This window comes from Streptomyces sp. B93, assembly GCF_018070565.1.
Taxonomy (GTDB): Bacteria; Actinomycetota; Actinomycetes; order Streptomycetales; family Streptomycetaceae; genus Streptomyces.
In genome coordinates this window covers 67,342-93,350 of sequence record NZ_JAGPXL010000016.1, presented here as the reverse complement: position 1 = coordinate 93,350, position 26,009 = coordinate 67,342, and the positions used below count along the sequence as shown (strand labels likewise).

Annotated in this window: 24 protein-coding genes and 3 tRNA genes; 13 read left to right on the top strand and 14 right to left on the bottom strand. The window is 70.9% G+C overall.

The genetic code is table 11. From position 1 onward, the window contains the following. Positions 1–55 precede the first annotated feature (55 nt). Positions 56–132, top strand: a tRNA-Ile gene (locus KBY47_RS18025). Between the two features lie 59 nt (positions 133–191). Here the strand turns inward: KBY47_RS18025 and KBY47_RS18020 are convergent. After that, positions 192–1,181 (bottom strand): hypothetical protein, encoded by a 990-nt coding sequence (locus KBY47_RS18020; RefSeq protein ID WP_210922172.1) that lies wholly within the window; start codon positions 1,179–1,181, stop codon positions 192–194. Positions 1,182–1,410: 229 nt separating this feature from the next. Further along, positions 1,411–1,791: a DUF6344 domain-containing protein gene (locus KBY47_RS18015; RefSeq protein WP_210922171.1), complete on the bottom strand. Its 381-nt coding sequence runs from the start codon at positions 1,789–1,791 to the stop codon at positions 1,411–1,413. Between the two features lie 273 nt (positions 1,792–2,064). On the opposite strand from KBY47_RS18015, the gene KBY47_RS18010 reads away from it, so the two are divergent. Further along, entirely contained in the window at positions 2,065–2,193 is a 129-nt protein-coding gene (locus tag KBY47_RS18010) for a DLW-39 family protein (protein ID WP_003999697.1), read from the top strand. Between the two features lie 113 nt (positions 2,194–2,306). Next, positions 2,307–3,647, top strand: coding sequence for a hypothetical protein (locus KBY47_RS18005; RefSeq protein WP_210922170.1), 1,341 nt, complete (start codon positions 2,307–2,309; stop codon positions 3,645–3,647). A 45-nt stretch (positions 3,648–3,692) separates the two neighbouring features. Here the strand turns inward: KBY47_RS18005 and KBY47_RS18000 are convergent, their stop codons facing one another. Both KBY47_RS18000 and KBY47_RS17995 read right to left on the bottom strand, forming a co-directional pair. Then, positions 3,693–5,270 (bottom strand): serine/threonine-protein kinase, encoded by a 1,578-nt coding sequence (locus KBY47_RS18000; protein WP_210922169.1) that lies wholly within the window; start codon positions 5,268–5,270, stop codon positions 3,693–3,695. Between the two features lie 100 nt (positions 5,271–5,370). Then, positions 5,371–5,919 (bottom strand): DNA-binding protein, encoded by a 549-nt coding sequence (locus tag KBY47_RS17995; protein ID WP_210922168.1) that lies wholly within the window; start codon positions 5,917–5,919, stop codon positions 5,371–5,373. Between the two features lie 181 nt (positions 5,920–6,100). On the opposite strand from KBY47_RS17995, the gene KBY47_RS17990 reads away from it, so the two are divergent. After that, positions 6,101–6,173: transfer RNA gene (locus tag KBY47_RS17990), tRNA-Ala, on the top strand. 96 nt (positions 6,174–6,269) lie between these two features. On the opposite strand, the gene KBY47_RS17985 is transcribed toward KBY47_RS17990, so the two are convergent. Continuing rightward, positions 6,270–6,977 (bottom strand): DUF5324 family protein, encoded by a 708-nt coding sequence (locus KBY47_RS17985; protein WP_210922167.1) that lies wholly within the window; start codon positions 6,975–6,977, stop codon positions 6,270–6,272. A gap of 325 nt (positions 6,978–7,302) precedes the next feature. Here KBY47_RS17985 and KBY47_RS17980 point away from each other — a divergent pair, with 325 nt between their 5' ends. Both KBY47_RS17980 and KBY47_RS17975 read left to right on the top strand, forming a co-directional pair. Further along, the gene (locus KBY47_RS17980; RefSeq protein WP_210922166.1) at positions 7,303–7,836 is read left to right on the top strand and encodes a peptidylprolyl isomerase; all 534 of its coding nucleotides are present in this window, start codon (positions 7,303–7,305) and stop codon (positions 7,834–7,836) included. Between the two features lie 105 nt (positions 7,837–7,941). After that, positions 7,942–8,823 carry a rhomboid family intramembrane serine protease gene (locus KBY47_RS17975; protein ID WP_210922165.1) on the top strand — a complete coding sequence of 294 codons (882 nt, stop codon included), beginning with the start codon at positions 7,942–7,944 and terminating at the stop codon, positions 8,821–8,823. A gap of 295 nt (positions 8,824–9,118) precedes the next feature. Here KBY47_RS17975 and crgA read toward each other — a convergent pair whose 3' ends face one another. Next, positions 9,119–9,373, bottom strand: coding sequence for a cell division protein CrgA (gene crgA / locus KBY47_RS17970; protein WP_210922164.1), 255 nt, complete (start codon positions 9,371–9,373; stop codon positions 9,119–9,121). Between the two features lie 141 nt (positions 9,374–9,514). Here crgA and KBY47_RS17965 point away from each other — a divergent pair, with 141 nt between their 5' ends. Genes KBY47_RS17965 through KBY47_RS17940 form a run of 6 tightly spaced genes read left to right on the top strand, consistent with a single transcriptional unit; the run spans position 9,515 to position 13,745 of the window. Then, positions 9,515–10,297 carry a DUF881 domain-containing protein gene (locus KBY47_RS17965; protein WP_210922163.1) on the top strand — a complete coding sequence of 261 codons (783 nt, stop codon included), beginning with the start codon at positions 9,515–9,517 and terminating at the stop codon, positions 10,295–10,297. Positions 10,298–10,335: 38 nt separating this feature from the next. Next, a complete protein-coding gene (locus tag KBY47_RS17960) occupies positions 10,336–11,034 on the top strand; it encodes a class E sortase (RefSeq protein ID WP_210922162.1) in 699 nt (232 codons plus the stop codon). 16 nt (positions 11,035–11,050) lie between these two features. Further along, positions 11,051–11,248: a hypothetical protein gene (locus KBY47_RS17955; protein ID WP_210922235.1), complete on the top strand. Its 198-nt coding sequence runs from the start codon at positions 11,051–11,053 to the stop codon at positions 11,246–11,248. Beyond that, positions 11,245–11,883, top strand: a complete 639-nt coding sequence (locus KBY47_RS17950) for an aminodeoxychorismate/anthranilate synthase component II (protein ID WP_210922161.1) — start codon at positions 11,245–11,247, stop codon at positions 11,881–11,883. The genes KBY47_RS17955 and KBY47_RS17950 overlap by 4 nt, the downstream gene beginning before the upstream one ends. Continuing rightward, positions 11,880–12,974: a class E sortase gene (locus tag KBY47_RS17945; protein ID WP_210922160.1), complete on the top strand. Its 1,095-nt coding sequence runs from the start codon at positions 11,880–11,882 to the stop codon at positions 12,972–12,974. Before KBY47_RS17950 ends, KBY47_RS17945 begins: the two co-directional genes overlap by 4 nt. 6 nt (positions 12,975–12,980) lie before the next feature. After that, positions 12,981–13,745, top strand: a complete 765-nt coding sequence (locus KBY47_RS17940) for a class E sortase (RefSeq protein ID WP_210922159.1) — start codon at positions 12,981–12,983, stop codon at positions 13,743–13,745. Positions 13,746–13,819: 74 nt separating this feature from the next. On the opposite strand, the gene pknB is transcribed toward KBY47_RS17940, so the two are convergent. The 6 genes from pknB to KBY47_RS17910 all read right to left on the bottom strand — a co-directional run bounded on the left by pknB (position 13,820) and on the right by KBY47_RS17910 (position 21,946). After that, positions 13,820–15,802 carry a Stk1 family PASTA domain-containing Ser/Thr kinase gene (pknB, locus tag KBY47_RS17935; protein ID WP_210922158.1) on the bottom strand — a complete coding sequence of 661 codons (1,983 nt, stop codon included), beginning with the start codon at positions 15,800–15,802 and terminating at the stop codon, positions 13,820–13,822. Between the two features lie 173 nt (positions 15,803–15,975). Next, positions 15,976–17,448 (bottom strand): penicillin-binding protein 2, encoded by a 1,473-nt coding sequence (locus tag KBY47_RS17930; RefSeq protein ID WP_210922157.1) that lies wholly within the window; start codon positions 17,446–17,448, stop codon positions 15,976–15,978. Continuing rightward, on the bottom strand, positions 17,445–18,878 hold the full coding sequence (locus KBY47_RS17925; protein WP_210922156.1) for an FtsW/RodA/SpoVE family cell cycle protein: 1,434 nt from the start codon (positions 18,876–18,878) through the stop codon (positions 17,445–17,447). Before KBY47_RS17925 ends, KBY47_RS17930 begins: the two co-directional genes overlap by 4 nt. A 26-nt stretch (positions 18,879–18,904) precedes the next feature. Then, on the bottom strand, positions 18,905–20,425 hold the full coding sequence (locus KBY47_RS17920; protein WP_210922155.1) for a Stp1/IreP family PP2C-type Ser/Thr phosphatase: 1,521 nt from the start codon (positions 20,423–20,425) through the stop codon (positions 18,905–18,907). A gap of 140 nt (positions 20,426–20,565) precedes the next feature. Continuing rightward, a complete protein-coding gene (locus KBY47_RS17915; protein ID WP_210922154.1) occupies positions 20,566–21,078 on the bottom strand; it encodes an FHA domain-containing protein in 513 nt (170 codons plus the stop codon). Positions 21,079–21,088: 10 nt separating this feature from the next. Beyond that, on the bottom strand, positions 21,089–21,946 hold the full coding sequence (locus KBY47_RS17910) for a DUF3662 and FHA domain-containing protein (RefSeq protein WP_210922153.1): 858 nt from the start codon (positions 21,944–21,946) through the stop codon (positions 21,089–21,091). A 459-nt stretch (positions 21,947–22,405) separates the two neighbouring features. Here KBY47_RS17910 and KBY47_RS17905 point away from each other — a divergent pair. Next, a tRNA-Leu gene (locus tag KBY47_RS17905) sits at positions 22,406–22,492 on the top strand. Between the two features lie 74 nt (positions 22,493–22,566). On the opposite strand, the gene KBY47_RS17900 is transcribed toward KBY47_RS17905, so the two are convergent. Further along, positions 22,567–25,008: an FtsX-like permease family protein gene (locus tag KBY47_RS17900; RefSeq protein ID WP_210922152.1), complete on the bottom strand. Its 2,442-nt coding sequence runs from the start codon at positions 25,006–25,008 to the stop codon at positions 22,567–22,569. Further along, entirely contained in the window at positions 25,002–25,934 is a 933-nt protein-coding gene (locus KBY47_RS17895; protein WP_210922151.1) for an ABC transporter ATP-binding protein, read from the bottom strand. Before KBY47_RS17895 ends, KBY47_RS17900 begins: the two co-directional genes overlap by 7 nt. Positions 25,935–26,009 lie beyond the last annotated feature (75 nt).

Here is a 26,009-nt window from a genome sequence, read left to right as displayed (position 1 = left end):
GTCGTGCGCTAATCTTCAGGAGTCAGCGCGCGGGACGTACACCGCAGAGCGCGGCGGGGCTATAGCTCAGTTGGTTAGAGCGCATCCCTGATAAGGATGAGGCCACAGGTTCAAATCCTGTTAGCCCCACCAGCGAAAAGAACCCCCAGTCGGTAGCGGCTGGGGGTTCTTGGTGTTCGGGGCGGGTGGGTTTATGAGGCGTGGCGGAAAGTGGTGGCCCAGCCGATGGTGTGGGGGCCGTACTTGTCGTTGATGCGGTCCGTGGTGATTTCCGCGGCCAGGCGGGCCTCGCGTGATGTGTCGAGGGTGAGCTGGTCGGCGGTGTGGGCGGCGTCGAGGAGGTCGTCGGCGCGCAGGGTGAGGGCGCTGACGCGGGCGCGTTGGAGGCCTGCGGCGTCGATCAGGCGGTAGGCCGTGGTGCGCAGGTCGTCGTGGGCGGAGGGCCGCGGGAGGCGGCGGGACTTGTCCCAGGTGGTGCCGTCGGGGAAGCGGAGGGTGAGGGTCAGGGCGCCGGTCGCCTGGTGGCGGTGGCGGAGTCGGTGGCCGAGCCGGCCCACCAGGCCGAGCAGGGCCGCGCGGACCTCGGCGCCGTCGAGGGTGTGCCGGGGGAAGACGTGGGTGACGGTCGCGGAGGCGGGCAGCGCCCGGGGGGTGACGGGGCGTGGGTCGATGCCGCGGGCGCGGTCGGCGGCCAGACGTCCGGCGCGGCCGCCCAGCACCCGCCGCACGGTCGCCGACGGCACGGCGGCGAGCAGGCCGACGCGGTGGAGGCCGTACGCGTGCAGCGCCTCGGCCTGGCGGGGGCCGATGCCGTGCAGGGCCTCGACGGGCAGGGGGGCTAGCCAGTCGGTGACCTCATGGGGGGTGATGGCGAGGACGCCGCCGGGCGGCTCGATTCGGGCGGACGCGGTGGCCGCGACCGTGATGGACGGGCCCACGCCGACCCTGACGTCGACGCCCAGGCGGGAGATCGTACGGACCCGCAGCATCTCGGCGAGGTGGTGGGCGTCCTTGCCGTGGTAGGTCAGCGCGCCCCTCAGGTCCACCAGGGCGGCGCTCGGGGGGAGGGCCTGGACGACGGGGGACAGTTCGGTCAGCTGCTCCAGGACCTGTCGGTAGGTGTCCTCGGGCAGGTGGCCGGGGCAGCGCACATGCATCACCGTCGGTGTCTCGGGTGCCATGGCGTCCGCCTCCCTGGATGGTGTCCTTCTCCACGTCCCTTCTCCAGGGTATCGAACGTACGATCGAACAGACGTGCCGAAGGCCCGGACCAGCGGGTGCCTGCTGGTCCGGGCCTTCAGTTCGGGTACACCGTGTGCGTCGTGGTGGGTGGCAGTGCTGTACGCAGATCGCCATGACGACGGTGATGGCAAGGGTGACGACAAAAGGGGTCCGGCTTCGGCGGTTGCCTCAGCGCTGGAGCGGGAGGGTCACGGGCGCGCGGTCGTCGGGGTCGTCCGCGTCGTCACAGGAGTCCTCGGACTGCGGGGCCGATTCGGAGTCCGTGTCCGTGTGGGGGAGATGGCGGCAGCTCGGGGTCTTGCCGTGGGCCTCGGCGCGGATGCGCTGCTTCATCGTGGGGGGCAGGGCTCTCGCGTGGGACCAGACCCAGCCGGGCGTCGCCGCCGGTGCCGTGGTCGGTGGCAGGAGATCCGCGGTGCTGTTGCGGGTCGGCTCGCTCTGCGGTACCGCCGCGGCGGCGGTCGTGGTGACGAGTCCGAGCGTCGTGCACAGTGCGATGAAGGCGGTGACGAGGACGTTCCACAGCTTCATGACCTTGGTGCGGGCCATGGCCCCTCACTTTCGGGTTGGGCGATTTGCGTACTTTCCTCATGATGTGTATGTGGGCCGCGAAGTGGTGGACCGACGCCCGTGGCGCGTCGATGTTCAGATGAACACCACCCGGATGGGCGCACACCCCAGAAAGTCAGGGAGACGGGCACGGAGATGTGCCCGGTGGAGGGCCGGAGTTGAGGCCCCGGCGCAGGTCACCGGCCGATATCGGACGGTGTGTATAGTCGGGCGCCAGAGGTCCCCTACGTCAAGGAAAGACGAGGTCGCGCGGTGAAGAAGCTTCTCCTGGTCGCACTGGCCGCCATCGGCGGGCTCCTCGTGTACCGCCAGATCCAGGCGGATCGCGCCGAGCAGGATCTGTGGACGGAGGCGACTGACTCCGTGCCCACGGGTTCGTGAGCACCGACATCCGATTCTGAACAGACCCCGACCGTGTCATCGGTCGGGGTTTTGCGTGTGCGGCAGGATGGGCCACGGTCGGAACAGGCGCGGTGACGACGAGGGGGCGCGTGATGGGACGGCGTACGGCGCGGTGGCGCGCGGCAGCGGGGCGTGGTAACCGGCCTCCACGCGCGCGTGGGGCCCTCGTAGGGGCACTGGCGCTCGCCGTCCTGGCCGGGCTCCCCGGACAGGCGCTCCCAGCCGCCCCCGGCGCGCCACGCGCGTACGGCTTCGCCCCGGACGCCCTCACGGTCCCCGCGGCCACGAACCCGGCGGAGGCCGCGCTCCTCGTGCCCGGCAAGACCTACCGGAGCACCCTGCAAAGCAGCGGGAAGACCTACTTCCGCCTCGAACTCGGCGCCACCGAGAACTCCTACGTCTCCGCCACCGCCGTACCCCGCCCCGAGGCCGTGCTCTCGGCCGTCGACCGCCTCAAGGTCTCCCTCCAGGACGCGGACGGCGGCTCCTGCTCCCTCGACAGCGCGTCCTTCGGCGCCGCCCGCAGCCCGCACCCGATCGCGGTCTCGGGCATGCGCGAGGTGTCGTCCCGCTCGTCGCGCTGCCAGGGGGCGGGCACGTACTACGTGGTGGTCGAGCGCACCGGTACGGCGGAGCCCGCGCCGGACGTCTGGGACCTGGAGCTGGCACCCGTCACGGAGCCCGGCCTGACCTCGGCCGAGGCCACCGAGGCGCCCGGGGACTGGGACTCCGCGTCCCCGGCCCCCGTCGAGGGGCAGGGTGAGCGCCGGACCGGCGGCGAGGGGTTCGCCTCGGCCGCCGCGATCGGCGAGGGCGTCTGGTCCACCGGGATCGCGCCCGGACAGACCCTCTTCTACAAGGTGCCCGTCGACTGGGGCCAGCAGTTGCACGCCACCGCCGAACTCGGCGGTGCGGAAGCGGAGGACGGCTCCGGCTTCTCCGTCGGCGCGCTCGGCCTCGCGCTCTACAACCCCGCTCGAGGGCCGGTCGAGGAGAAGAGCGTCAGCTACGACGGCGAGCAGAAGTCGGCCGTGCTCGACCCGCTGCCACCCGTCGACCACGCCAACCGGCACGCCGTCGCGGAGAAGGCGAGCGGAATGCGGTTCGCCGGTTCCTACTACCTCGCGGTGCACCTCTCCTCCCGGGTCGCGGACGACTTCGGTACCGGGCCGCTCCCGCTGACCTTGCGGGTACGGGTCGACGGGGACGCCTCTGAGGGGCCCGGGTACGACGGCGATCCGGTGCCCCGCGGTCTGTTCGAGGTCGCCGCGGGGGACCGGGCCAGCGGGTCGACGAGCGGCGGTGACGAAGACGCCGGGAACGACGCCGCGATGACGGCGCTCGCCGTGGGCGGGATCGGCGGCGGGACCGTGCTGCTGGGCGGGCTCGCGGTGTGGACGGTGGCGGCGCGGCGGCGGGGCGCCTCGGCGTAGGGCGGGGGCATTCCCAGGCGCGGACCGGCTACGGGCCGACTCCGGTCAGATACGGGTCAGCGCCCAGAAGCCGACGGCGTAACAGACCAGGGCCAGGAGCAGCACCGGGACGGCCACCCTGGCGGGCGGGCCGGGGCGGTGGGCGGCGCGGCGGCCACGGCGGTCCGCGCGGTGCCGGGGCGGGGGCCAGGAAATCGTCTCGGGCGGACCGGGAACCTGCGGGTCCTGAGCGGTGTACGAAGCAGTAGAGGCATCAACGCGGTGCCGCACGGCTTGTGTCGTCGGATCCTGGGGGGCGATGTGGAACGGAGGCGCTGGAAAGCCCTGCTGAGCCTGTGGGTAGGGCTGTGGCTGTGCCAGTGGGTACGGCGGCGGCGTGGGGGGAGCCGCCGGAGGGGGCGGGAGGTGGAAGCTGCCGGTGTCCGACATGCCCGACGGCCATGGACCGGGCAGGCCCACGGGTGCGGGGCTGGGCTTGGGGCGGGGCTGGGGCGGCTGACGTGGATCGGGCGGTACGGCGCCGGAGGCCGGGCCCGAACCGGTTCCCCTGTCGGTGCTCGCGGTCCCACCTGTGCCGGAGCCGGCGCCCGAGCCGGTGCCTGTACCCGAACCCGTACCTGTGCCCGAGCCGGTGCCATCAGTGCCCGGGCCGGTGGCCGGCTCTCCCTGCTCCCTCCGCCGTCCTCGCTCTCCCCGCTCTCCCTCCTCCCTTCCCTCTTCAGGCGTCACCCCAGGCGCCTTCTTGAGGGGCCCGTCGAGGCCGAAGCCCGCCGGGAGCGGGCCGAGTTGGTCGAAGATCTCGATCTGCTCGTCGTCGGGGCCCGGCTCCGGGAGGAGTTCGACGGCGGACGCGAGCGCCTTGCGCGCCCCCGTGGCGGTGCGGAAGCGGGCCTGCGGGTCCGGCTGGAGCAGCGTGGCCACGACCTGCCAGAGCGGCTCCGGAATGCCCTGCGGCGCCCCCGGTGTGCCGTGCTCCGCGAAGTACTGGATGAGCGCCTTGGCGTCGGGCTTGGCACCCTCCAGCAGATACAGCGCCACCAGCCCTACGGCGAACAGGTCGGCGGGGAAGTCCGGTTCGGCGCCCATCATCTGCTCGGGCGCGAGGTAACCGGGCGTGCCCACCACCAGGTTGGTCTCGGTCAGCCGGGGCTCGCCCAGCCGCATCGCGATGCCGAAGTCGGACAGCCGCAGCCTGGGGCGGCCGGTGCCGGTGGCCTCGAGGAGGACGTTGGCGGGCTTGATGTCCCGGTGGACGACGTCCTCGGCATGGACCGCCGCGAGCCCGGACAGCAGCTGGTCGAGCAGGGTGCAGACGAAAGCCGGCGGCAGCGGGCCGTAGTCCCCGACCAGATGGACCAGCGACCCCCCGGCCACCAGGTCCATCGTGAAGAGGACCTTGTCGTCGTCGGCGGCCCAGCTGGCGGGCGCGAGCACATGGGGGTGATCGATCCGCAGGGCCTGCTCGCGGACGAAACGCAGCAGCGAATGGGCGTCGCGCTGCTGGAGCACCTTCGCGGCCACATAGCGGCGACGGCGGTGGTCCCACGCGCGCCATACGGCGCCGACGCCTCCGCGTCCGATCGGGTCGACCAGTTCGTACCGGCCTGCGAACACCTCACCCATCGCTGCGCGCTGCTCCTCCCCGTGGTTTCCCCCTGGTCCGGAGGCGGGTCGTTTGGCGTCGGCCCGGCAGCCGTACCCCCTCGGCGACCGGGCCGTGGGCTCAGTTCTGGTGCGCCTGGTAGTGCGCGACCGCGTCGGAGGTGCGGCCCGCGCCGTAGACCCGGAGGAACTCTGCCAGTTCCGGGTGGGTCGGGGCGAGGGTGTCCGCGGCGTCGATGATGTCGCCCGCGGCGGCGACCGAGCGCAGCAGGGACTGAATCTCACGGACCACACGCTTGACGGTGGGCGCCCCCGAACTGCTCGTCGTCTGTGTGGTGTTGCTCAGCACGGAGCCCCCCTGGGCCTTCTTGATCTCTTCCATGCGGTCGGTGGCCTCGGCGGCGCTGACGCTGCCGTCCGCGACCTGTGCGGCCAGTTCCTGCAACAACTGCACCCGCTGCACGACCGCCGGGTTGCCGATCTTCGCGCGCTGACCGCTCATCAGCTGCGACAGCATCGGTGCGGACAGTCCCAGTACCCCCGCGAGACGAGCCTGGTTGAGGCCCAGGTCGTCTATGAGCTTACGGAAGAGCGCCCCCAACGGCTCCCCGTACCAGTTCCGCTGCAGTTCCCGCGCTCTTGCGGTGGCTTCCTGCTGTGCGGCGTCCATTGCGTCTCCCCATCGCTTCCCCAAGACGTGCTTCGCTGCCGCGAACCACGCCGAGCATCTTACGGAGAGTGGTCGTTCGCGGGGACCCCTAATCCTTTTGCGAGATCCAGGGGAGGACCCGGTACTCTGGTCCCCGGAGTCCACCGGATCGCGGATCTTTCCGGCGGGACGTTTCCCTCACGGGGCCTTAGCTCAGTTGGTAGAGCGCTGTCTTTGCATGGCAGATGTCAGGGGTTCGACTCCCCTAGGCTCCACAGAATTCCAGCGAAAAGCCCTCCGAGCTGCGGAAACGCAGTTCGGAGGGCTTTTTTGCGACGGTCGGCGGCGGCCGGGACGCCGGGGCCTGGGTCTCAGCCGCGGTCCTCCCGGTTGGCGGCCTCCTCGGCCTCCTTGGCCTGGACCTCCGGGTCCAGTTCGGACGGGGTCCCGTCGACGGAGGTGAGACGGCCGGACTCGGGGACCTCGGTCGCGGCAGGCGGCTCGACCAGCCAGTCGGGGTTGGCCTGCTTGTCCCACCACTTCCAGGCGGCGAAGGCGCCGCCCGCCAGCACGCCCACTACGACGAGCGCCCTGGCGACACGGCCCGCCCTCGCCCGCCGCTCGTGCTTGCGGACGAGCTTCTGGATCTCCCTCGGCGTGACCTGGCCGCGCAGCGCGGCCAGGGCGGCGACACCACGCGAGGCCGCCTCGTCGCGGACGGGCCCGGCCGCGGCCACTGCCTGGTCGATCCTGGGCTTGGAGTACACGGCGGCCTGCCGGGCCGCCTTGCGGGTGCGTGCGGCGGCCTCGTGCGCGGCCAGGTCGACCTTCGGCGGAACGTGGGAGCGCGCCTGTGTGCGGGCCAGCTCCAGCCGGGGGACGAGATGGGCCTCGTACTGCAGGCGGGCCTGTTCGGTGGCCTGCGTCATCTTGGGCGCGAGCCGTACGCGTGCCTCCTGTGCGTAGTGTGCGGCCCTGTCCTTGGCCGTGTCGGCGTAGGGCGCCACCACTTCCGCGGCGTGCAGCACGCTGTCCTTGGCCGAGCCGGTCGCGGCGCGCACGCTGTCCATGCGGGTCACGGGATCCTCCTCCTCGGTGGCGTACGGTATTTCGACTTTCCACCCTTTTACGGATCATGCCTGCCGGTGCCCGACGCGGCATGCGCGGGCGGGCATCCGGGTCACAATCGACTGCAATTGCGGATGAACAGATGAACACGGGGCAACGGGAGCTTGTCGTCGACAATGCCACGGATTGCCGTGGCGCGCCCGCGTCCCGGGGCCACTCGGCCGGTTTTCCGCAAGCGGCGCGCCCGTACGCCGGGCCGGTCGCAGGACGTCGGGCGACGGCGGGCGCCGGGCGTGCGAGGATCGGGGGGTCACAGAGGACAACGGAAGGCAGATCGTGGCTGAGCAGCTCTACGCCACCCTGAAGACCAACCACGGCGACATCGAGATCCGGCTCTTCCCGGAGCACGCGCCGAAGACGGTCAAGAACTTCGTCGAGCTCGCCAAGGGCGAGCGGGAGTGGACCAACCCGGCCACCGGCCAGAAGTCCACGGACAAGCTCTACGACGGCACGGTCTTCCACCGGGTGATCAGCGGTTTCATGATCCAGGGCGGTGACCCGCTGGGCAACGGCACGGGCGGTCCCGGGTACCAGTTCGAGGACGAGTTCCACCCGGACCTGCGCTTCGACAAGCCCTACCTGCTCGCGATGGCCAACGCGGGCCCGGGCACCAACGGCTCGCAGTTCTTCGTCACCGTCGCCCCGACGGCGTGGCTGAACCGCAAGCACACCATCTTCGGCGAGGTCACGGACGCGGCCAGCCAGAAGGTGGTGGACACCATCGCGACCACGCAGACCAACCCGCGCACGGACCGTCCGGTCAACGAGGTCGTGATCGAGTCGGTCGTCGTCGAGAGCCGCCAGGTCTGACCCGGTAGACGGCGACCGAAGCGTCCCGCTGGGAACCAAATGCCCCGCTCATCCGTAAGGATGGGCGGGGCATGGTATTGCGCAGGACGATTCTTAGGGGACCTCATGGAGCAGCCCGCAAGCGGTGCACCGGACGCTCGGAGTGTGCCCTTCTGCTATCGGCATCCGGACCGTGAGACCGGTGTGCACTGCACCCGCTGTGAGCGGCCCATCTGCCCCGAGTGCATGATCAGCGCCTCGGTGGGTTTCCAGTGCCCCGAGTGCGTCCGCGGCGGCTCGGGCACCGGCCACGCGGCGAACGCGTCCCGGCCGCGCACCCTGGCCGGGGGCACGGTGACCGCCGACCCCCGGCTGGTCACCAAGATCCTGCTGGTGCTCAACCTCGGGGTGTTCATCGCCGTGCACACCTCGTCGTCCTTGCTGGACCACCTGGTGCTGGTCGGCACGTGGCCTCCCTTCCTCCCCACGGAGGGCGTCGCGGAGGGCGAGTGGTACCGCCTGTTCACCTCGATGTTCGCGCACGAGGCGGTCTGGCACATCGCGTTCAACATGCTGAGCCTGTGGTGGCTGGGCGGCCCCCTGGAGGCGGCTCTCGGCCGGGCCCGTTATCTGGCGCTGTACCTGGTGTCGGGGCTGGCGGGCAGTGCGCTCGCCTATCTGCTGACCTCACCGACGACGGCCACGCTCGGAGCGTCCGGCGCCATCTTCGGGCTCTTCGGCGCGACGGCCGTGCTGATGCGCCGCCTCCAGTACGACATGCGTCCGGTGATCGCCCTGCTCGCGATCAACCTGATCTTCACCTTCAACCCGGCCTTCAACATCTCGTGGCAGGCCCATATCGGTGGCCTGGTCGCCGGTGTCGTCGTCGGCTACGCCATGGTGCACGCCCCGCGGGAGCGGCGGGCGCTGGTGCAGTACGGCACCTGTGCCCTGGTGCTGGTGGTCATCGTGGGCATGACAGTCCTACGGACGGTCCAGCTCACCTGAGACCGGCCCCAGGACCGCTGCGGGGCTGGTCCAGGCCGTTTGTCCACAGCCTGTGGCGGATCTTGTGCATAGTGTGCGGAGTTACGCCAGAACAGCTGTGCCCCCTGTCGCTGACCTGTGTTTGCGCAGGTCAGGCAGGGGGCGGCCGGGGCTCGAACGCGCGTCCGGGACCGGTGTGTCAGTCGTACCGGCGTCAACCCTCGATGAGTTATCCACAGATCGTCGTCTTTTCCCCAGGTGAGGTGTGGAAATTCGCTCGACCTGTGGATAACTCAGCGGATAGCCCTGGGCAGAGCTACTTCCACTGCGTGGAGACGCCGAATCCCGCCGCGATGAAGCCGAAGCCGACGACGATGTTCCAGTTGCCGAGGGCGTCGATCGGCAGCGAACCGTCGGTCACATAGAACACGACGATCCAGGCCAGGCCGATCAGGAACATCGCCAGCATGACGGGGGCGACCCAGGCCCTGTTGGTCAGCTTGATCGCGGTCGTCTGCTTCGCCGGCGGCGGTGTGTAGTCGGCCTTCTTGCGGATACGTGACTTCGGCACGAGGGTCTCTCCTGTCGATGCGCTGCGTGGCCGCGCAGGTAACTGGGTCGGGCTCGGGGCAGCGTACAAGGGGACACTGAGCGCTCCCCCGGGCGTCCGTTAGCGTAGTGCTTCCGTGGCACCGAAGGAGATAAGGGTACGTTGAGCAATTCTGCCGACTCCCCCGGGACCGGATCCAGCCCTGAGCGCAGAGGACGTTTCCGGCCCGTCCGCGTGCTCACCGTGGGTGTCTTCGCTCTCGCCGGTCTCATCTTCTTCACCAGCTTCAACACGGCCAAGGGCACCAACATCCGCACGGACGCCTCGCTGCTGAAGCTCTCCGACCTGATCCATGAGCGCAGCCACAACAACGGCCAGCTGGAGGAGTCCAACGCGGCCCTCCGCGACGACGTCGAGTCGCTGGCCGCGCGGGACACCGGTATCACCGCGGCGGACGAGAAGCGGCTGGCCGCGCTGGAGAAGAACGCCGGCACCGAGGAGCTGAAGGGCGAGGCGATCACCGTCACCCTCAACGACGCCCCGCCGAACGCCACCGCCAAGCTCCCCGGCTACCCCGAGCCGGAGCCCGACTACCTGGTCATCCACCAGCAGGACCTCCAGGCCGTGGTGAACGCCCTCTGGGAGGGTGGCGCCAAGGGCATCAAGGTCATGGACCAGCGGCTGATCAGCACCAGCGCCGTGCGCTGCGTCGGCAACACCCTGATCCTCCAGGGCCGGGTCTACTCACCGCCGTACAAGATCACCGCGGTCGGGGATCCCGGGACCTTGAAGGACGCGCTCGCGGCGTCCCCGGCGATCCAGAACTACATGGTGTACGTCAATGTCTACGGCCTCGGCTGGAAAGTGGAGGACGACGGGGCGGTGACTCTGCCCGGTTACTCGGGCACAGTGGACCTCCAGTACGCCGAGCCCGTGGAGCAGTAGCGGAACGCCGAAGGGCGACGCCGGGGGGACCTGTGTCGGTGCGCTTGATCGTCAGGACCGTCAGCGAGCTGTGCATCACCGTCGGCGCGATCATCGTGCTGTTCGTCGCCTATGTGCTGTTCTGGACCGGGGTGCGGGCCGACACGGTCATGGACGACCAGATCGAGCAGCTCCAGGAGCAGTGGTCGAAGGGGCAGCTGAGGGGGCCGACGGCGGCGCCCGGTGCCTCCGGTGAGACCGCGAGTCCGCCCGCGCCGGAGCCGTACCGGCAGGGCGAGCCCTTCGCGATCATGTACATCCCGCGTCTTGGTTTCACGTGGAACAAGCCCGTGCTGGAGGGCACCGACACCGGCACCTTGAAGAAGGGGCTCGGTCACTACGCGAACACCGCCCAGCTCGGGCAGCGGGGCAACTTCTCGGTCGCGGGCCATCGCCGCACCCACGGCGACCCCTTCAAGGACTTCCCCCGGCTGCGGCACGGTGACGCGGTGGTGCTGACCGACGGCACGACCTGGTTCACGTACCGGATCGACAAGGGGCCGTACCGGACCGTGCCCACGGATGTCGCCGTGATCGATCCCGTGCCCAGGAAGTCGGGCTACCAGCGGCCGGGCCGCTACCTCACGCTGACCACCTGTGAACCGGAGTGGGGCCACAGCCACCGGCTGATCGTCTGGGCGCACCTGGACTCCACACAGCCCGTGGAGGCCGGGAAACCCGGGGCCCTGCGCCGTTAGTCTGGTGCGGTACGGCGTGAGTGTGGTGCCGTGGTGCGACGGAAGGGACGGCATGTACGGCTGGATCTGGCGGCATCTGCCGGGAAACGCCTGGGTGAGGGCCCTCATCTCCCTGGTACTGGTCCTGGCCGTGGTCTACGTCCTCTTCCAGTACGTCTTCCCGTGGGCCGAACCGCTGCTTCCCTTCAACGATGTGACGGTGGACAACCAGTGAGCGCGCGCATTCTCGTCGTCGACAACTACGACAGCTTCGTCTTCAACCTGGTCCAGTACCTGTACCAGCTCGGCGCCGAGTGCGAGGTGCTGCGCAACGACGAGGTGTCGACGGCCCACGCCAACGACGGCTTCGACGGCGTGCTGCTCTCCCCCGGCCCCGGCGCCCCCGAGCAGGCCGGGGTCTGCATCGAGATGGTCCGGCACTGCGCGGCGACCGGTGTCCCCGTCTTCGGTGTCTGCCTCGGCATGCAGTCCATGCAGGTGGCGTACGGCGGTGTGGTGGACCGGGCGCCCGAGCTGCTGCACGGCAAGACCTCGCTGGTCGAGCACGAGGGCAAGGGCGTCTTCAGCGGACTGCCCTCACCCTTCACCGCGACCCGCTACCACTCCCTCGCCGCCGAGCCGCCCACCGTCCCCGCCGAGCTGGAGGTCACCGCCCGCACCCAGGACGGCATCATCATGGGCCTGCGGCACCGCGAACTGCCCGTGGAGGGCGTGCAGTTCCACCCCGAGTCGGTGCTCACCGAGCACGGCCACCGGATGCTGGCCAACTGGCTCACCGAGTGCGGCGACCACGGCGCCGTCGCCAGATCCGCGGGGCTCGCCCCGGTGGTGGGCAGGGCCACGGCGTGACCGCACTGCGCCCCGAGCGCGAGACCGACCTCCCGTACGGGCAGCAGTCGTACGGGGAGTCGGGCACGTTCGAGGAGTGGTACGACCCGGGGGCGCACCAGCAGGACCCCGGAGTGCCCCAGCAGACGCCGCCGTACGAAGCGCCGTACGAGACCCCGTCCGCCGCCCCTTACGAGCCACCGGTCGACGAGGAGACCGTGGCCCTGCGGATACCCGACCCTCCGGAAGGGCCCATACCCGCCTCTGAGGCCTCATCCGCCACACGCGCACCCGAACCCGCCCCCGGCGGCCGAGCGGCCCGCAGAAAGGCCGCCAAGCGCCGTCACCGTCGTCATGCGGCGGGCGGCCAGCCACAGCGGGACGAGAACGCGGCCCCCCTCTCCCGGGTCGAGGCCCGCAGACTGGCCCGGTCCCGCAAGCCCGGCCCCGGTGTCATCGCCAGTCGTGCGATCGGTGAGGTGTTCATCACCACCGGTGTACTGATGCTGCTGTTCGTCACCTACCAGCTGTGGTGGACCAACGTCCGGGCGCACGCGCAGGCCGGCAAGGAGGCCAGCGACCTCCAGGACCAGTGGGAGAGCGGCGAGCGCAACCCCGGCACCTTCGAGCCCGGGCAGGGCTTCGCCATCCTGCGCATCCCCAAGCTCGACGTGGTCGTGCCGATCGCCGAGGGCATCAGCAGCAAGAAGGTCCTCGACCGCGGCATGGTCGGCCACTACGGCGAGGAGCCGCTGAAGACCGCGATGCCCGGCGACAAGACCGGCAACTTCGGCCTGGCGGGCCACCGCAACACCCATGGCGAGCCGTTCCGGTACATCAACAGGCTGGAGCCGGGCGACCCCATCGTGGTGGAGACGCAGGACACGTACTACGTGTACAAGATGGCGTCGATCCTGCCGGTGACCTCGCCGAGCAACATCAGCGTGCTCGATCCGGTGCCCAAGGACAGCGGCTTCACCGAGCCGGGCCGCTACATCACACTCACCACCTGCACGCCGGAGTTCACCAGCAAGTACCGCATGATCGTCTGGGGCAAGATGGTCGAGGAACGCCCGCGCAGCAAGGGAAAGCCGGATGCGCTCGTCGAGTAGGGACAGATGACAAACGTGGTACCGACCACCGACGACAGCGAAGAGCGGACCGCGGCATCGGCGCCCCGGCGCCGCCGACCCGGCCGGATCGCCATGGCCGTCAGCGTCCTCGGAGAACTCCTCATCACCGCGGGCCTGGTGCTCGGCCTCTTCGTCGTCTACTCCCTGTGGTGGACGAACGTCATCGCCGACCGCAAGGCCGACCAGGAGGGCGCCAAGGTCCGCGACAACTGGGCCGCGTCCGACGACCGCTCCGGCGCCGACGACGGCCCCGTCGTCCTCGACACCAAGGACGGCATCGGCTTCCTGCACGTGCCCGCGATGAACGGGGACGAGATCCTCGTGAAGAAGGGCACCTCCAACGAGGTCCTCAACGACGGCGTCGCCGGGTACTACACCGAGCCCGTCAAGGCCACCCTCCCCACCTCCGGCAAGAACGGCAACTTCTCCCTCGCCGCCCACCGCGACGGCCACGGCGCGGAGTTCCACAACATCCACAAGCTGGGCAAGGGCGACCCGATCGTCTTCGAGACGAAGGACAAGTGGTACGTCTACAAGGTGTACGCCACACTGCCCGAGACCTCGAAGTACAACGTCCGGGTCCTGGACGCCGTACCGAAGGAGTCCGGCAAGACGAAGGCCGGGAAGTACATCACGCTGACCACCTGCACGCCGATCTACACCAGCAGGTACCGGTACATCGTGTGGGGCGAACTGGTCCGCGTCGACGACGTGGACGACCGGCGGACGCCGCCGGCGGAACTGCGGTAACACACGCCTGAGCCCCGGCAGCCCTCTCACGAGGGCTGCCGGGGCTCAGTGCTGTCACTCAGGCTCGGGAGCGGTCAGTCACCGCCGCCGCCGATGAAGCCGTTGCCTCCGCCGTTCTGCTGGTTGAAGCCGACGGTCCGCAGGGTGATCGTCGTGCCGGCAGGGTCGTCGACCTCGCCGTTCTTCGGGTTCTGGTCGATGACGAACGCCGTGTCGCTCTGGTCGCTGTCGCCGGTCAGCGCGATGTTCGTGAAGCCCGAGGCGGCGAGGATCTGCTTGGCCTCGCCCAGCGTCTTGTTCCGCACGTCGGGCACCGAGGTCTTCTTGTTCTCCTTCTTGCCGACGTGGACGGTCACGTTCGACCCGGGGTCGACGGACGAGTTGGCCGTCGGGGTCGTCCGGATGACCTTGCCGTTCTGGTTGTCGTCCTCGGTCGGCTCGTCGGCGCACTGGGCGGTGAGCCCCTCGGCCTGGATGCGCTGCAACGCCTGCTCACAGGTCTGGCCGGTGACGTCGGGGAGCGTCACCTTCTCCGCCTCCTTGGCGATGGTGAGCGTGATCGTCGAGCCCTTCTCGATCTCCTTGCCGGAGGTCGGGTCCTGCTCCAGGACGGTGTCCGGCTCCTCCGAGGAGACCCGCGACTTGGTCTTGATCTGGAACTCGTAGTCGTCGCCCTCCAGCTTGGACGTGGCCTCGTCCAGGGAGAGCCCGATCACACTGGGGACCGCCACCTTCGGGGCGCCCGTCGAGACCGTCACGTCCACGGTGGAGCCCTTGTCGACCTTCGTGTTGGCCTCGGGGCTCTGGTCGCAGATGTTGCCCTTCGACTGGTTCTCGCAGGGCTTCTCCGTCACGTTGAGCGTGAGATCGCTGTTGCTCGCCTGTTTCTCGGCGTCCGCCTGCGTCAGCCCTACGAAGTTCGGCACCGGCACGGTGTCGTTGCTCACGCCGTTGTCGCCGAACGCCCACCGCCCGATCAGGATCGCGCCGACGAGGACCAGCACCGCCGCGACGACCAGCAGGATCGTCGAGGTGTTGGACTTCTTCTGGCGGCGCCGGTCGGGGCGGTCGTCGTAGCCGTAGCCGCCGTCGTCCGGGTTCATCGGGGGCAGCATGGTGGTGGCCGCGCCCGGCTCCGAGCGCAGGGCCGTGGTCGGCTGGTCGTCGGGGTAGCCGCCGTACGCCACCGCGCCCATCGCGGCGGTGGCCGCGACCGGCTGCCCGTCGAGGCAGGCCTCGATGTCGGCACGCATCTCGTCGGCCGACTGGTAGCGGTAGTTCGGGTCCTTGACCAGCGCCTTCAGCACGATCGCGTCCATCTCGGGCGTGATCTCGGGGTCGAAGACGCTCGGCGCCTGCGGTTCCTCGCGGACGTGCTGGTAGGCGACCGCCACCGGGGAGTCGCCGACGAACGGCGGACGGACGGTCAGCAGCTCGTAGAGCAGACAGCCCGTGGAGTACAGGTCGGAGCGGGCGTCGACCTGCTCGCCCTTGGCCTGCTCCGGGGAGAGGTACTGGGCGGTGCCGATGACGGCCGCGGTCTGGGTCATCGTCATCCCGGAGTCGCCCATGGCGCGGGCGATGCCGAAGTCCATCACCTTGACCTGGCCGGTCCGCGTCAGCATGACGTTGGCCGGTTTGATGTCGCGGTGCACGATGCCGTTGCGGTGGGCGTACTCCAGGCCCTGGAGGATGCCGATCGTCATCTCCATCGACCGCTCCGGCAGCAGCTTGCGGCCGGAGTGCAGCAGCTCACGCAGCGTGGAGCCGTCGACGTACTCCATGACGATGTACGGGATCGAGACCCCGTCGATGTAGTCCTCGCCCGTGTCGTAGACCGCCACGATCGCGGGGTGGTTGAGCGAGGCGGCCGACTGGGCCTCCCGGCGGAACCGGGCCTGGAAGGACGGGTCGCGCGCGAGGTCCGCGCGCAGCGTCTTCACCGCCACCGTGCGACCGAGCCGGGAGTCATGCGCGAGGTATACCTCCGCCATGCCACCACGGCCGAGCACATGGCCCAGCTCGTACCGGCCGCCGAGGCGACGCGGCTCTTCCATAGCTTCCTACCAGCCCTCTCCGTCGGATCCGACCGGCACGGGCCGTGCGGTCGGAGGCTGCCCGTCCGGGCCTACCGTACCCGGGTCTATTTGTGGGACTTGGCCAAGCCCGTCACTCGATACAGGACCGGTATCGCAACGTGCGCCGATGTGAAGGCGACGTGACGGGTTTCTCACTGCCCGCTGTTGATGACCGCCTCCATCACGCCCTTCGCGATCGGGGCGGCGAGGCCGCCGCCGGAGATGTCGTCACGGTTGGCGTTGTCGTCCTCCACGACCACGGCGACGGCGACCGGCGAGGTGCCGTCGTCGGCCTTGGCGTACGAGATGAACCAGGCGTACGGCTTCTCGCTGTTGTCGACGCCGTGCTGGGCGGTACCGGTCTTGCCGCCCACCGTCACCCCGTCGATCGCCGCGTTGCCGCCGGTGCCGTCCGCGACGACGGTCTCCATCATCGACTGGAGGATCCGGGCGTTGTCCTCGGACAGCGGTCGGCCCAGCTCCTCCGGGTCGGTCTGCGCGATGGTGTCCACGTCGGGGGCCTGGAGCTTGTCGACCATGTACGGCTTCATCAGCTTGCCGTCGTTGGCGACCGCCGAGGCGACCATGGCCATCTGGAGCGGGGTCGCGGCGGTGTTGAACTGGCCGATCGAGGAGAGCGCGGTCTGCGACTGGTTCATGTCGTCGGAGAACACGGACACGGCGGAGCGGACCGGGGTGAACTGCTCGGAGGTGAAGCCGAACGCCTTCGCCGTCTGGAGCATCTTGTCGTTGCCCAGGTCCGAGCCGATCTTGCCGAAGACGGTGTTGCAGGAGTACTGGAGCGCGACCCGCAGGGACGCGTTCTCGCAGGGGATGTTCCCCTCGTTCGGCAGTTCGGTGGTGGTGCCCGGCATCACCCACGGCAGCGGGGTGTCCGTCTTGGTGTCCGCGTCCTCGTAGAGCCCGTGCTCCAGCGCGGCGGCCGCGGTGACGACCTTGAAGGTCGAGCCCGGCGGGTAGGTCTCGCGCAGCGCCCGGTTGAGCATCGGGTCGTCGGGGTCGTTCTTCTTCTGGAGCGCGTTCCAGGCCTTCTCGTCGTCCGCGGAGTACCCGGCGAACGTCGAGGGGTCGTACGACGGGTAGGAGGCCAGCGCCAGGATCGCGCCGGTGGCCGGGTCGAGCGCCACCACCGCGCCCTTGCCGCGCTGGGCGAGGCCCTCGTAGGCGGCCTTCTGCGCGGCCGCGTCGAGGGTGGTGACGACGTTGCCGCCCTCCTTCTTCCTGCCGGTCACCATGCCGAGGGTGTTGCGGAAGAAGAGCCGGTCGTCGTTGCCGGTGAGGATCGGGTCCTCCAGGTTCTCCAGCTGGTTGGTGCCGAAGGCCTGGGAGGCGTAGCCGGTGACGGGCGCCCACATGGGGCCGTCCTGGTAGGTGCGCACGTACTCGAAGTCGCCGCCCTCGGCCCGCTTGGAACCGGTGATGGCCTGGCCGCCGACGATGATGTCGCCGCGCGGGGTGGCGTACCGCTCGATGGCGACGCGGCGGTTCGCGGGGTCCGTGGCCAGCTGGTCGGAGCGGGCGTACTGGAGCCAGTTGTCCCGGAGCAGCAGGGTGAGCACGAGGAGCCCGCAGAAGACCGCGATCCGGCGCAGCGGCTTGTTCACGAGCGGACCACCTGGGTCATCTCGGCATCGGGGTTGGGGGCGGACGGGGCCGGGCGGCGCGCGGTGTCGCTGATTCTGAGCAGGATGCCGACCAACGCCCAGTTGGCGATCACCGAACTACCGCCGTACGCCAGGAACGGCATGGTCATACCGGTCAGCGGGATGAGGCCCATCACACCGCCCGCGACGACGAAGACCTGGAGGGCGAAGGCGCCGGACAGGCCGATGGCGAGCAGCTTGCCGAAGGGGTCGCGGGCGGCGAGGGCGGTGCGTACGCCGCGCTCTGCGATGAGCGCGTAGAGCAGCAGCAGCGCCATGACACCGGCGAGGCCCAGCTCCTCGGCGAAGGTGGCCAGGATGAAGTCGGAGTTGGCGGCGAACCGGATCAGGTCGGAGTGGCCCTGGCCCCAGCCGCTGCCGAGGGTGCCGCCGGAGCCGAACGCCCACAGGGTCTGCATGGCCTGCTCGGAGTGGCCGCCGATGCCCTCGCGGGAGAGCGTGTACTCGCGCATCGGGTCGAGCCAGGCGTCGACGCGCTGCTGGATGTGCGGTTCGAAGGAGGCCACGCCGACGGCGCCGACCGCGGACATCAGCAGACCGAAGACGATCCAGCTGGTCCGCTCGGTGGCGACGTACAGCATGATGACGAACATTCCGAAGAACAGCAGCGACGTACCGAGGTCGGTCTCGAAGACCAGGATGAGGATCGAGATCGCCCAGACGACGAGGATCGGGCCGAGGTCGCGGCCGCGCGGCAGGTACAGCCCCATGAAGCGGCGGCTGGCCAGCGCGAGCGCGTCCCGCTTCACCATCAGGTAGCCCGCGAAGAAGATCGCCAGCACGATCTTCGCGAACTCACCGGGCTGGATGGAGAAGCTGCCGACCTGGATCCAGATCTTGGCCCCGTAGATGTTCTTGCCGAGGCCCGGCACGAGCGGGAGCAGCAGCAGGACCAGCGCGCCCAGCATGGAGATGTAGGTGTAGCGCTGGAGGACGCGGTGCTCCTTGAGGAAGACCAGCACCACCACGAAGAGCGCGATGCCCATCGCCGTGTACATCAGCTGGCGGGGCGCGGCGTTGCCCGCCTGGTAGATCGACTGGAGCAGCTCCGACTGGTCGAGGCGCCAGATGGCGACCAGCCCGAGGCCGTTGAGCAGCGTGGCCAGCGGCAGCAGCAGGGGGTCCGCGTACGGGGCGAACTTGCGTACGACGAGATGGCCGACGCCGGCCAGCAGGCCGAGGCCGAGGCCGTAGCTCAGCAGCCCGGCGGGCACCTCGTCGTTGATCGCCAGGCCCACGTTGGCGTACGCGAAGACCGGGATGACGACGGCGAACACCAGCAGGGCCAGTTCGGTGTTGCGTCTGCTGGGCGCGCCGATGGCGCCGATCGTGGACGTGTGGTGCTGCGAGGTGTTCGTTGGACTGCTCATCGTGTGACGGGGCCTCTCACGGCTGCCTACTGCTTACCGCACAGCGAGACGACCTTCTGCTCTTCCTCCGACAGGCTCGGGCCGGGGTTGGGAGTGGGCGTGGTCGCGGACGGGGAGGGGGACGGGGTCGTGGACGGGCTCGGTGACGCCTTGGACGTGTAGGAGGCCGGAGTGGTTCCCGTGGTGCCGCCTGCCTCGCCCTCGCCGGTCTGCGCGTTGTTCTCGCTCTCGGCCTCGTGCCGCTTCGCCTCCTTCTCGCACGCGGAGGCCTGCACGGCCAGTTCGTCGATCTTGGCCTGGGCGTTCTTCAGGCTGCCCTCGGCCAGGGTGTCCTTGACCAGCTTCTGCTGGTACGGCGGCAGGTACTTGAGTTCGATGTCGGGGTGGTCCTTCTCGACCTCCGACAGCGACACCCAGGCCAGGTCCTGGCTGATGCCCCGGTACAGGGCGACATGGTCCTCGTTGACGCCGACGTAGTACTGGGTCTGTGTCCAGCGGTAGCCGCCGTACAGGCCGCCGCCGACGACGGCGAGCGCGAGGACGCCGAAGAAGGACCGCTTGAGCCACTTGCGGCCGGAGTCGGGTTTGACGAAGTCGTCGTCGCCGTAGCCACCGAAGCCGCCCGCCGGGATGTAGCCGGTGGTGTCGCCGGAGCCGGGCGGGCCGAACTCGCCGCCCCCGCCGTGCCCCTGGCGGCCGAGGCCGGAGGCGCGGCCCGCGGGGGTCTGCATGATGCCGTTGTCGCTGAGCTGGCTCTGGTTCTCGGCGACCGCGCCGACCACCACGGGGGTGTCGGACAGCTGCCCGGCGAGGGTGTCACCGGTGTCGAGGTCGAGGACGTCGGCGACGATGACGGTGATGTTGTCGGGGCCGCCGCCGCGCAGCGCCAGCTGGATCAGGTCCTGCACGGTCTCCTGCGGGCCCTGGTAGCTGGCGAGGGTGTCCTCCAGGGTCTGGTGGGACACGACGCCGGAGAGACCGTCGGAGCAGATCAGATACCGGTCGCCCGCCCTGACCTCGCGGATCGAGAGGTCGGGTTCGACGTGGTCGCCGCTGCCCAGCGCCCGCATCAGCAGCGACCGCTGCGGGTGCGTGGTCGCCTCCTCCTCGGTGATGCGGCCCTCGTCGACCAGACGCTGCACCCAGGTGTGGTCCTGTGTGATCTGCGTGAGGACGCCGTCGCGGAGCAGGTACGCGCGCGAGTCGCCGACGTGCACGAGGCCGAGCCGCTGCCCGGTCCACAGCAGGGCGGTGAGCGTGGTGCCCATGCCCTCCAGCGTCGGGTCCTCCTCGACCATCTGCCGCAGCTGGTCGTTGGCCCGCTGCACCGCCGTACCGAGGGAGGTCAGGACGTCGGAGCCGGGGATGTCGTCGTCGAGGGCGACGATGGTCGAGATGGCCTCGGACGAGGCGACCTCACCGGCCGCCGCGCCGCCCATGCCGTCGGCGATGGCCAGCAGTCGCGGTCCGGCGTACCCGGAGTCCTCGTTGCCCTCGCGGATCATGCCCTTGTGCGAACCGGCGGCGAAGCGCAGTGACAGACTCATGCGCACCTCGCCCGTCGGCTCCGGATACAGCCGATCGTGTCGAGCCACACTGCCCACCCTCCGGTCGGGAGCGCGCCGGGGCCCCGGGTGTGGACCGCCGCTGCGTGCTCGCTCCGCTCGCGCTCATTCATGACGTAGCACTACTTCCGCAGCTCGATGACGGTCTTGCCGATGCGGATCGGGGCGCCCGGCGAGATCGGCGTGGGGGTCGTGAGCCGCGTCCGGTCGAGATACGTGCCGTTGGTGGAGCCGAGGTCCTCGACGATCCACTGGCCGTCCCGGTCCGGGTAGATCCTGGCATGCCGGCTGGAGGCGTAGTCGTCGTCCAGCACGATCGTGCTGTCGTGCGCCCGGCCCAGGGTGATGGTCTGGCCCTGGAGGGCGACGGTGGTGCCCGTCAGGGTGCCCTCGGTCACGACCAGCTTGGTGGGGGCGCCGCGGCGTCCGCGGCCACCCGCGGGCTGCTGGCGCTGCTGCGGGGGCGCGGCCTGGCGCGCGGGCTGCTGCGCGCGCCCCGCGTCGCGCCGCGAGCCGCGCTGCGTGACGCGCGTACCGAACAGATCGCTGCGGATGACCTGCACGGCCACGATCACGAACAGCCACAGTACGGCCAGGAAACCCAGCCGCATGACCGTGAGGGTCAGCTCTGACATTGCCCCCGGATCACCCTTCGGCTTGCCTATAGATAACGGTGGTGCTGCCCACGACGATCCGCGAGCCGTCGCGGAGCGTAGCGCGGGTGGTGTGCTGCCCGTCCACCACGATGCCGTTGGTGGAGCCGAGATCCTGGATCGTCGAGGGCGTTCCGGTCCGGATCTCGCAGTGCCGTCGGCTCACGCCGGGGTCGTCGATCCGCACGTCGGCCTCGGTGCTGCGGCCCAGCACGAGCGTCGCGCGGGAGATCTGATGGCGGGTGCCGTTGATCTCGATCCAGTGCCTGGTGCGGGAGCCGCCCGGCATGGCTCCCGGCGCCGCGGCGGGGCGCTGCGGGGCGGCGGGCGGCGGATAGCCGTAGCCACCGCCGGGCGGGGGCGCGGACGGCATGGGGGGCGGCGCCGACGCGGGCTGCGGCGGGTAGCCGTAGCCGCCGGGGCGCTGACCGGCCGCGGGCGGGGCGGCGGCGGGGCCGCCGGGGGCCTGGCTGGTGGAGGAGGCGAGGGTGCGGCTGCGCACCCGGTACAGACCGGTGTCGAGGTCGTCGGCCTTCTCCAGATGGACCTTGATGGGGCCCATGAAGGTGTAGCGCTGCTGCTTGGCGTAGTCGCGCACCATTCCGGCCAGCTCGTCGCCGAGCTGCCCGGAGTAGGGGCTGAGCCGTTCGAAGTCGGGGGTGCTCAGCTCCACGATGAAGTCGTTGGGTACGACGGTGCGGTCGCGGTTCCAGATGGTGGCGTTGTTGTCGCACTCGCGCTGGAGTGCTCCCGCGATCTCCACGGGCTGCACCTCGGACTTGAACACCTTGGCGAAGGTGCCGTTGACCAGACCTTCGAGACGCTGCTCGAACTTCTTCAGGACTCCCATGGGGCACCTCCTCCGTCGTTGCCGCCGTTGCCCTTGCCGCTCCGGGTGCCGCTACGGCCCACCCGGTACTGCTTACTGATCGTATCCACGCGCCGGTGAATCGGCTGGTTCCCCCTGTCGGCCCGGTCGACGGGTGTCGACGCCTCCGAAGTTCCCTCCGGAGACCCCCTTCGAACTCTTCTTTGGACGTTGTCCTGGGAAGGATCGTAGAGGCGGCCGAAGACCAGTGTCCCGCACCCGACTGTGGACTCCGTACGGCTTCCGGGGAGACGGGCGGTACCGGTACGAGGTTGATACGTGAACGACGGGCCGGACGGGGCGGGACGGGACGGTGGTTCGGGTTTCCGCGCTGTCCCGGCGGGGGAAAGGGATGTGAACCCACCCCGGACGCCGTGCTAATGTTCTGCGTGTCGGAAGGCGCCAGCCCCCAAGGGGCAAGGGCCCGAGGACACACCCAATGCGCGGGTGGCGGAATAGGCAGACGCGCTGGATTCAGGTTCCAGTGCCCGCAAGGGCGTGGGGGTTCAACTCCCCCCTCGCGCACCACCGGAAACGGGCGGCATCGTGATCACGATGCCGCCCGTTCCGCATGTCCGGCTCCTTTCGCTGTGAACAAAGTCTCAGACGGTCGCGCCGCGGCTGCGCAGAGCGAGCGCCGTGGGGGCTAGGGCGGCGAGCACCGCGAGGAGGGCGCAGGCCGCCGTGGTGGCGCCGAGCGCCTGCCAGGGGAGCCGAGGGAGGGCGGGCACCGACAGGGCGGCGAGCGCGGCCCCCATGCCGAGCAGGTTCAGTACGGCGGTCAGCAGGCCCAGCAGCGACCCCACCGCTACGACGGTGAGCGCCTCCGCGCAGGCCAGCCGGAGCACCTGCGCGCGCGTGGCGCCCGCCAGCCGCAGGGCCGTGCGGTCACGAGCCCGGTCGGAGGCGGCCATGACCATGGTGTTCGCCACCGAGATGCCGGTGTAGAGCAGGGCGATGCCGAGGACCAGCAGGTGGCCGAGGCGGGTGGTGCGGTCGGTGCCGGGGCGGTTCGCCCGTACCCACTCCTCCTTGGGGAGGACGCGGGCGCCACTGTTCTGGAGCGCCGTGCGCAGCCCGGCCGTCACGACGGCGGGGTCGGCGCCCGGGGCCAGGGTGACGTCGACGCGGTCGACGGGCGCGCCGGGGGCGTTGGCCGGGGTGACGTAGACGCCGTTGTCGCCGGTGCCGGTGCGCTGCACCGCGGCGATCCGCAGCGACCTGCGGGTGCCGTCGCCGAGCCACACGTCGACGTGGTCACCGACGCGGTGCCGGGCCCACTCCTCGTTGACGATGATCGAGTCGTCGTCGAGGTCGGTCACCCGCCCGGCGGTGAGCGGCAGCCGGGTGGTCGCGGCGAGCCGGCGCGGGTCGGCGGCGCGGGCCCGCGACCTGACGAGGGCCACGCCGTCCTCCAGGACGTGCACGGCGGTGGACGCCGAGGGGGAGACGGTCCGGGTGCCGGGGAGGGCGCGCAGGGCGTGCAGGGTCCGGGCGTCGAGGGGTGTGGGGGCGGTGACGACGTAGTCGGCCGAGGTCTGCTCGCGGACCTCCGCCGCCCGCGCCTCGGACAGGGTCGCGGTGGCGCCCAGCAGGGAGCCGGTGAGGGCGACCGTGACCAGGACGGGAGCCGCGACCGCGGCGGTGCGGCGGACGCCCGTCACGGCGTTCTCGCGGACCAGCGTGCCGCCCGCGCCGGGCAGCCGGGCCGGGAGCCGGGTGAGCAGCCGGACCAGCGGCCCCACCAGCAGGGGAGCCAGCAGCGCGACCGCGGTGATCAGCAGCATCGGGCGGCTGACGTAGGTCTTGCGGTGCAGCAGCTCGCCCGGTGCGGTGGCCAGCGCCAGGACGAGCGTCACGGCGGCGGTCAGCAGCAGGGCCGTACCGCACAGCAGACGGCCCCGGGGCATGGCCCCGGCGTCCACGGACGCCTCGCGCAGCGCCTCGGCGGGCGCGGTACGGCCCGCCCGCCAGGACGCGGCCAGCGCGCCGCACAGGGCGACGGCCAGACCCGTCCAGAAGGCGACCTGGTACGGCCAGGAGGCCGCGCCGACGGTGAACCAGGCGGGGGCCAGAGCGGCGTCCACCACGCGCTCGGCGAGTACGGGCGCGGCCCGGCCCCCGAGCGCGCAGCCCGCGGCGGCGGCGAGCACGCCGACCAGCAGCGCCTCGGTCAGCACCGTCCGGCGGATCTGGCCCGGGGTCGCCCCGGCGGTGCGCAGCAGTCCGAACTCCCGGCGTCGCTGGGCGACCGCGAAGGCGAACGTGGAGGCCACGACGAACACCGACACGAAGGCGCTGACGCCCCCCGCGGTGCCGAACAGGGCGTTCAGCGCGGTCAGCGCCTCCAAGTCGCGGTCCGGGTCGGCGTCGGCGCGGCGGCGGGCGTCGCCGGTGAGCACGTCGACGGGATGCCCGCGCAGCGCGGAGCGGACGGCCGCCGGGTCGGCCTCCACGACGAGCTGGGTGCTCACCGGGGCGAGGCCGGCGGCCCGTGCGGCGGTGTGGAAGACCGGGTCCTCGAAGCCGAGGGGGGCGACCGTGCCGACGACCCGTACGGTGCCGTGGTCGGTGCGCAGCCGGTCGCCCACGCGCGCGTGCCGGTCGGCGACGACGACCTCGGCGGGGGCGGCGGGCGCGCGGCCCGCGGTCAGCTCGTACGGGGCGAAGCGGGCCGTGGGCCAGGGGTGGCCGGTCAGGACGCGGGCGCCGGACGCGGTGTGGACGCGGACGGGGTAGGACCGGTCCTCGGTGACGCGGCCCAGGCGCTTCAGGGCGGCGAGGGCCGGGGGCGGTGTCCCGCGCGGGTGGGCGAGCTTCTGGACGCGGTCCCCCACGGGGGTGGGCACGCGCAGGGTGTCCTGGGAGCGGACGACGACCGGGGCGGTGGCGACACGTTCCGGGGCACGGGTGGGGGCGTCCAGGGAGGCGGCGAGGGCCAGGCCGGTGACGGTCAGGAGGGCGACGCCGAGGGCCAGGGCGACGAAGCTGCCGACGAAGGTCGTCCAGCGGGGGCGGAGGGTGCGGAGGGACGTGGTCAGCATGTGGGTGCTGCCTTGGGGGTGGGGGGCAGGGGGGTCGTGTGGTGGGTTGTTGGGTGGTGCGGGGTGGCGTCCACGTGTGCGCGCGTGAGGGTTGTCATGTGGTGGGCGACGGTGTCCGCGTCTGCGCCGGTCAGGCGGCCCGCCGGGCGGCCGTCGACGAGGAAGACGACCTGGTCGGCGTGGGCGGCGGCCACCGGGTCGTGTGTGACCATGATCACTGTCTGGCCCTCGCGGTCGACCATGCCGCGCAGCAGCCCGAGCACCTCGTGCCCCGTCCGTGAGTCCAGGGCGCCGGTCGGCTCGTCGCCGAAGAGGACGTCGGGCCGGGTGATCAGGGCACGGGCGAGCGCGACGCGCTGTTGCTGGCCCCCGGAGAGCTGGGCGGGGCGGTGCCGGGCGCGGTCGCCGAGGCCCACCTGGCGCAGGGCCTCACGGACCCGGGCCCGCGGGACGCGGCGCCCGGCCAGCCGCAGCGGCAGGGCGACGTTCTGCTCGGCGGTCAGGGACGGCAGCAGGTTGAAGGACTGGAAGACGAAGCCGACGCGGTCCCGGCGCAGCAGGGTCAGCCCGCGCTCGCTCAGCCCGGTCAGCTCCGTGCCGCCGATCCGGACCGAGCCGGAGGTGGGCCGGTCCAGGCCCGCGGCGCAGTGCAGCAGGGTGGACTTGCCGGAGCCGGAGGGGCCCATGACGGCGGTGAACGTGCCTCGGGGGAAGGTGAGCGACACGTCGTCGAGGGCGGTCACGGTGCGGCCCTTGGTGCCGTAGTGCCTGCTGACGGCGTGGAGTTGGACGGCGGGGGGCCCGGCGGTGGAGGGCTGGGTGGCGAGGGGGTGGGCGATGAGGGGTTGGTTGGCGAGGGGCTGCGTGGCGAGGCGTTGGCTGGTGAGGGGCTGCGTGGCGAGGCGTTGGGCGGCGTCTTCGGTCATGGGTCTCACCGAACCGTGGGGAGGGGGTGCGGCGCAGTGCGGTGGGAGCGAGTCCCGGGGTAGGGCCAGGCCTAC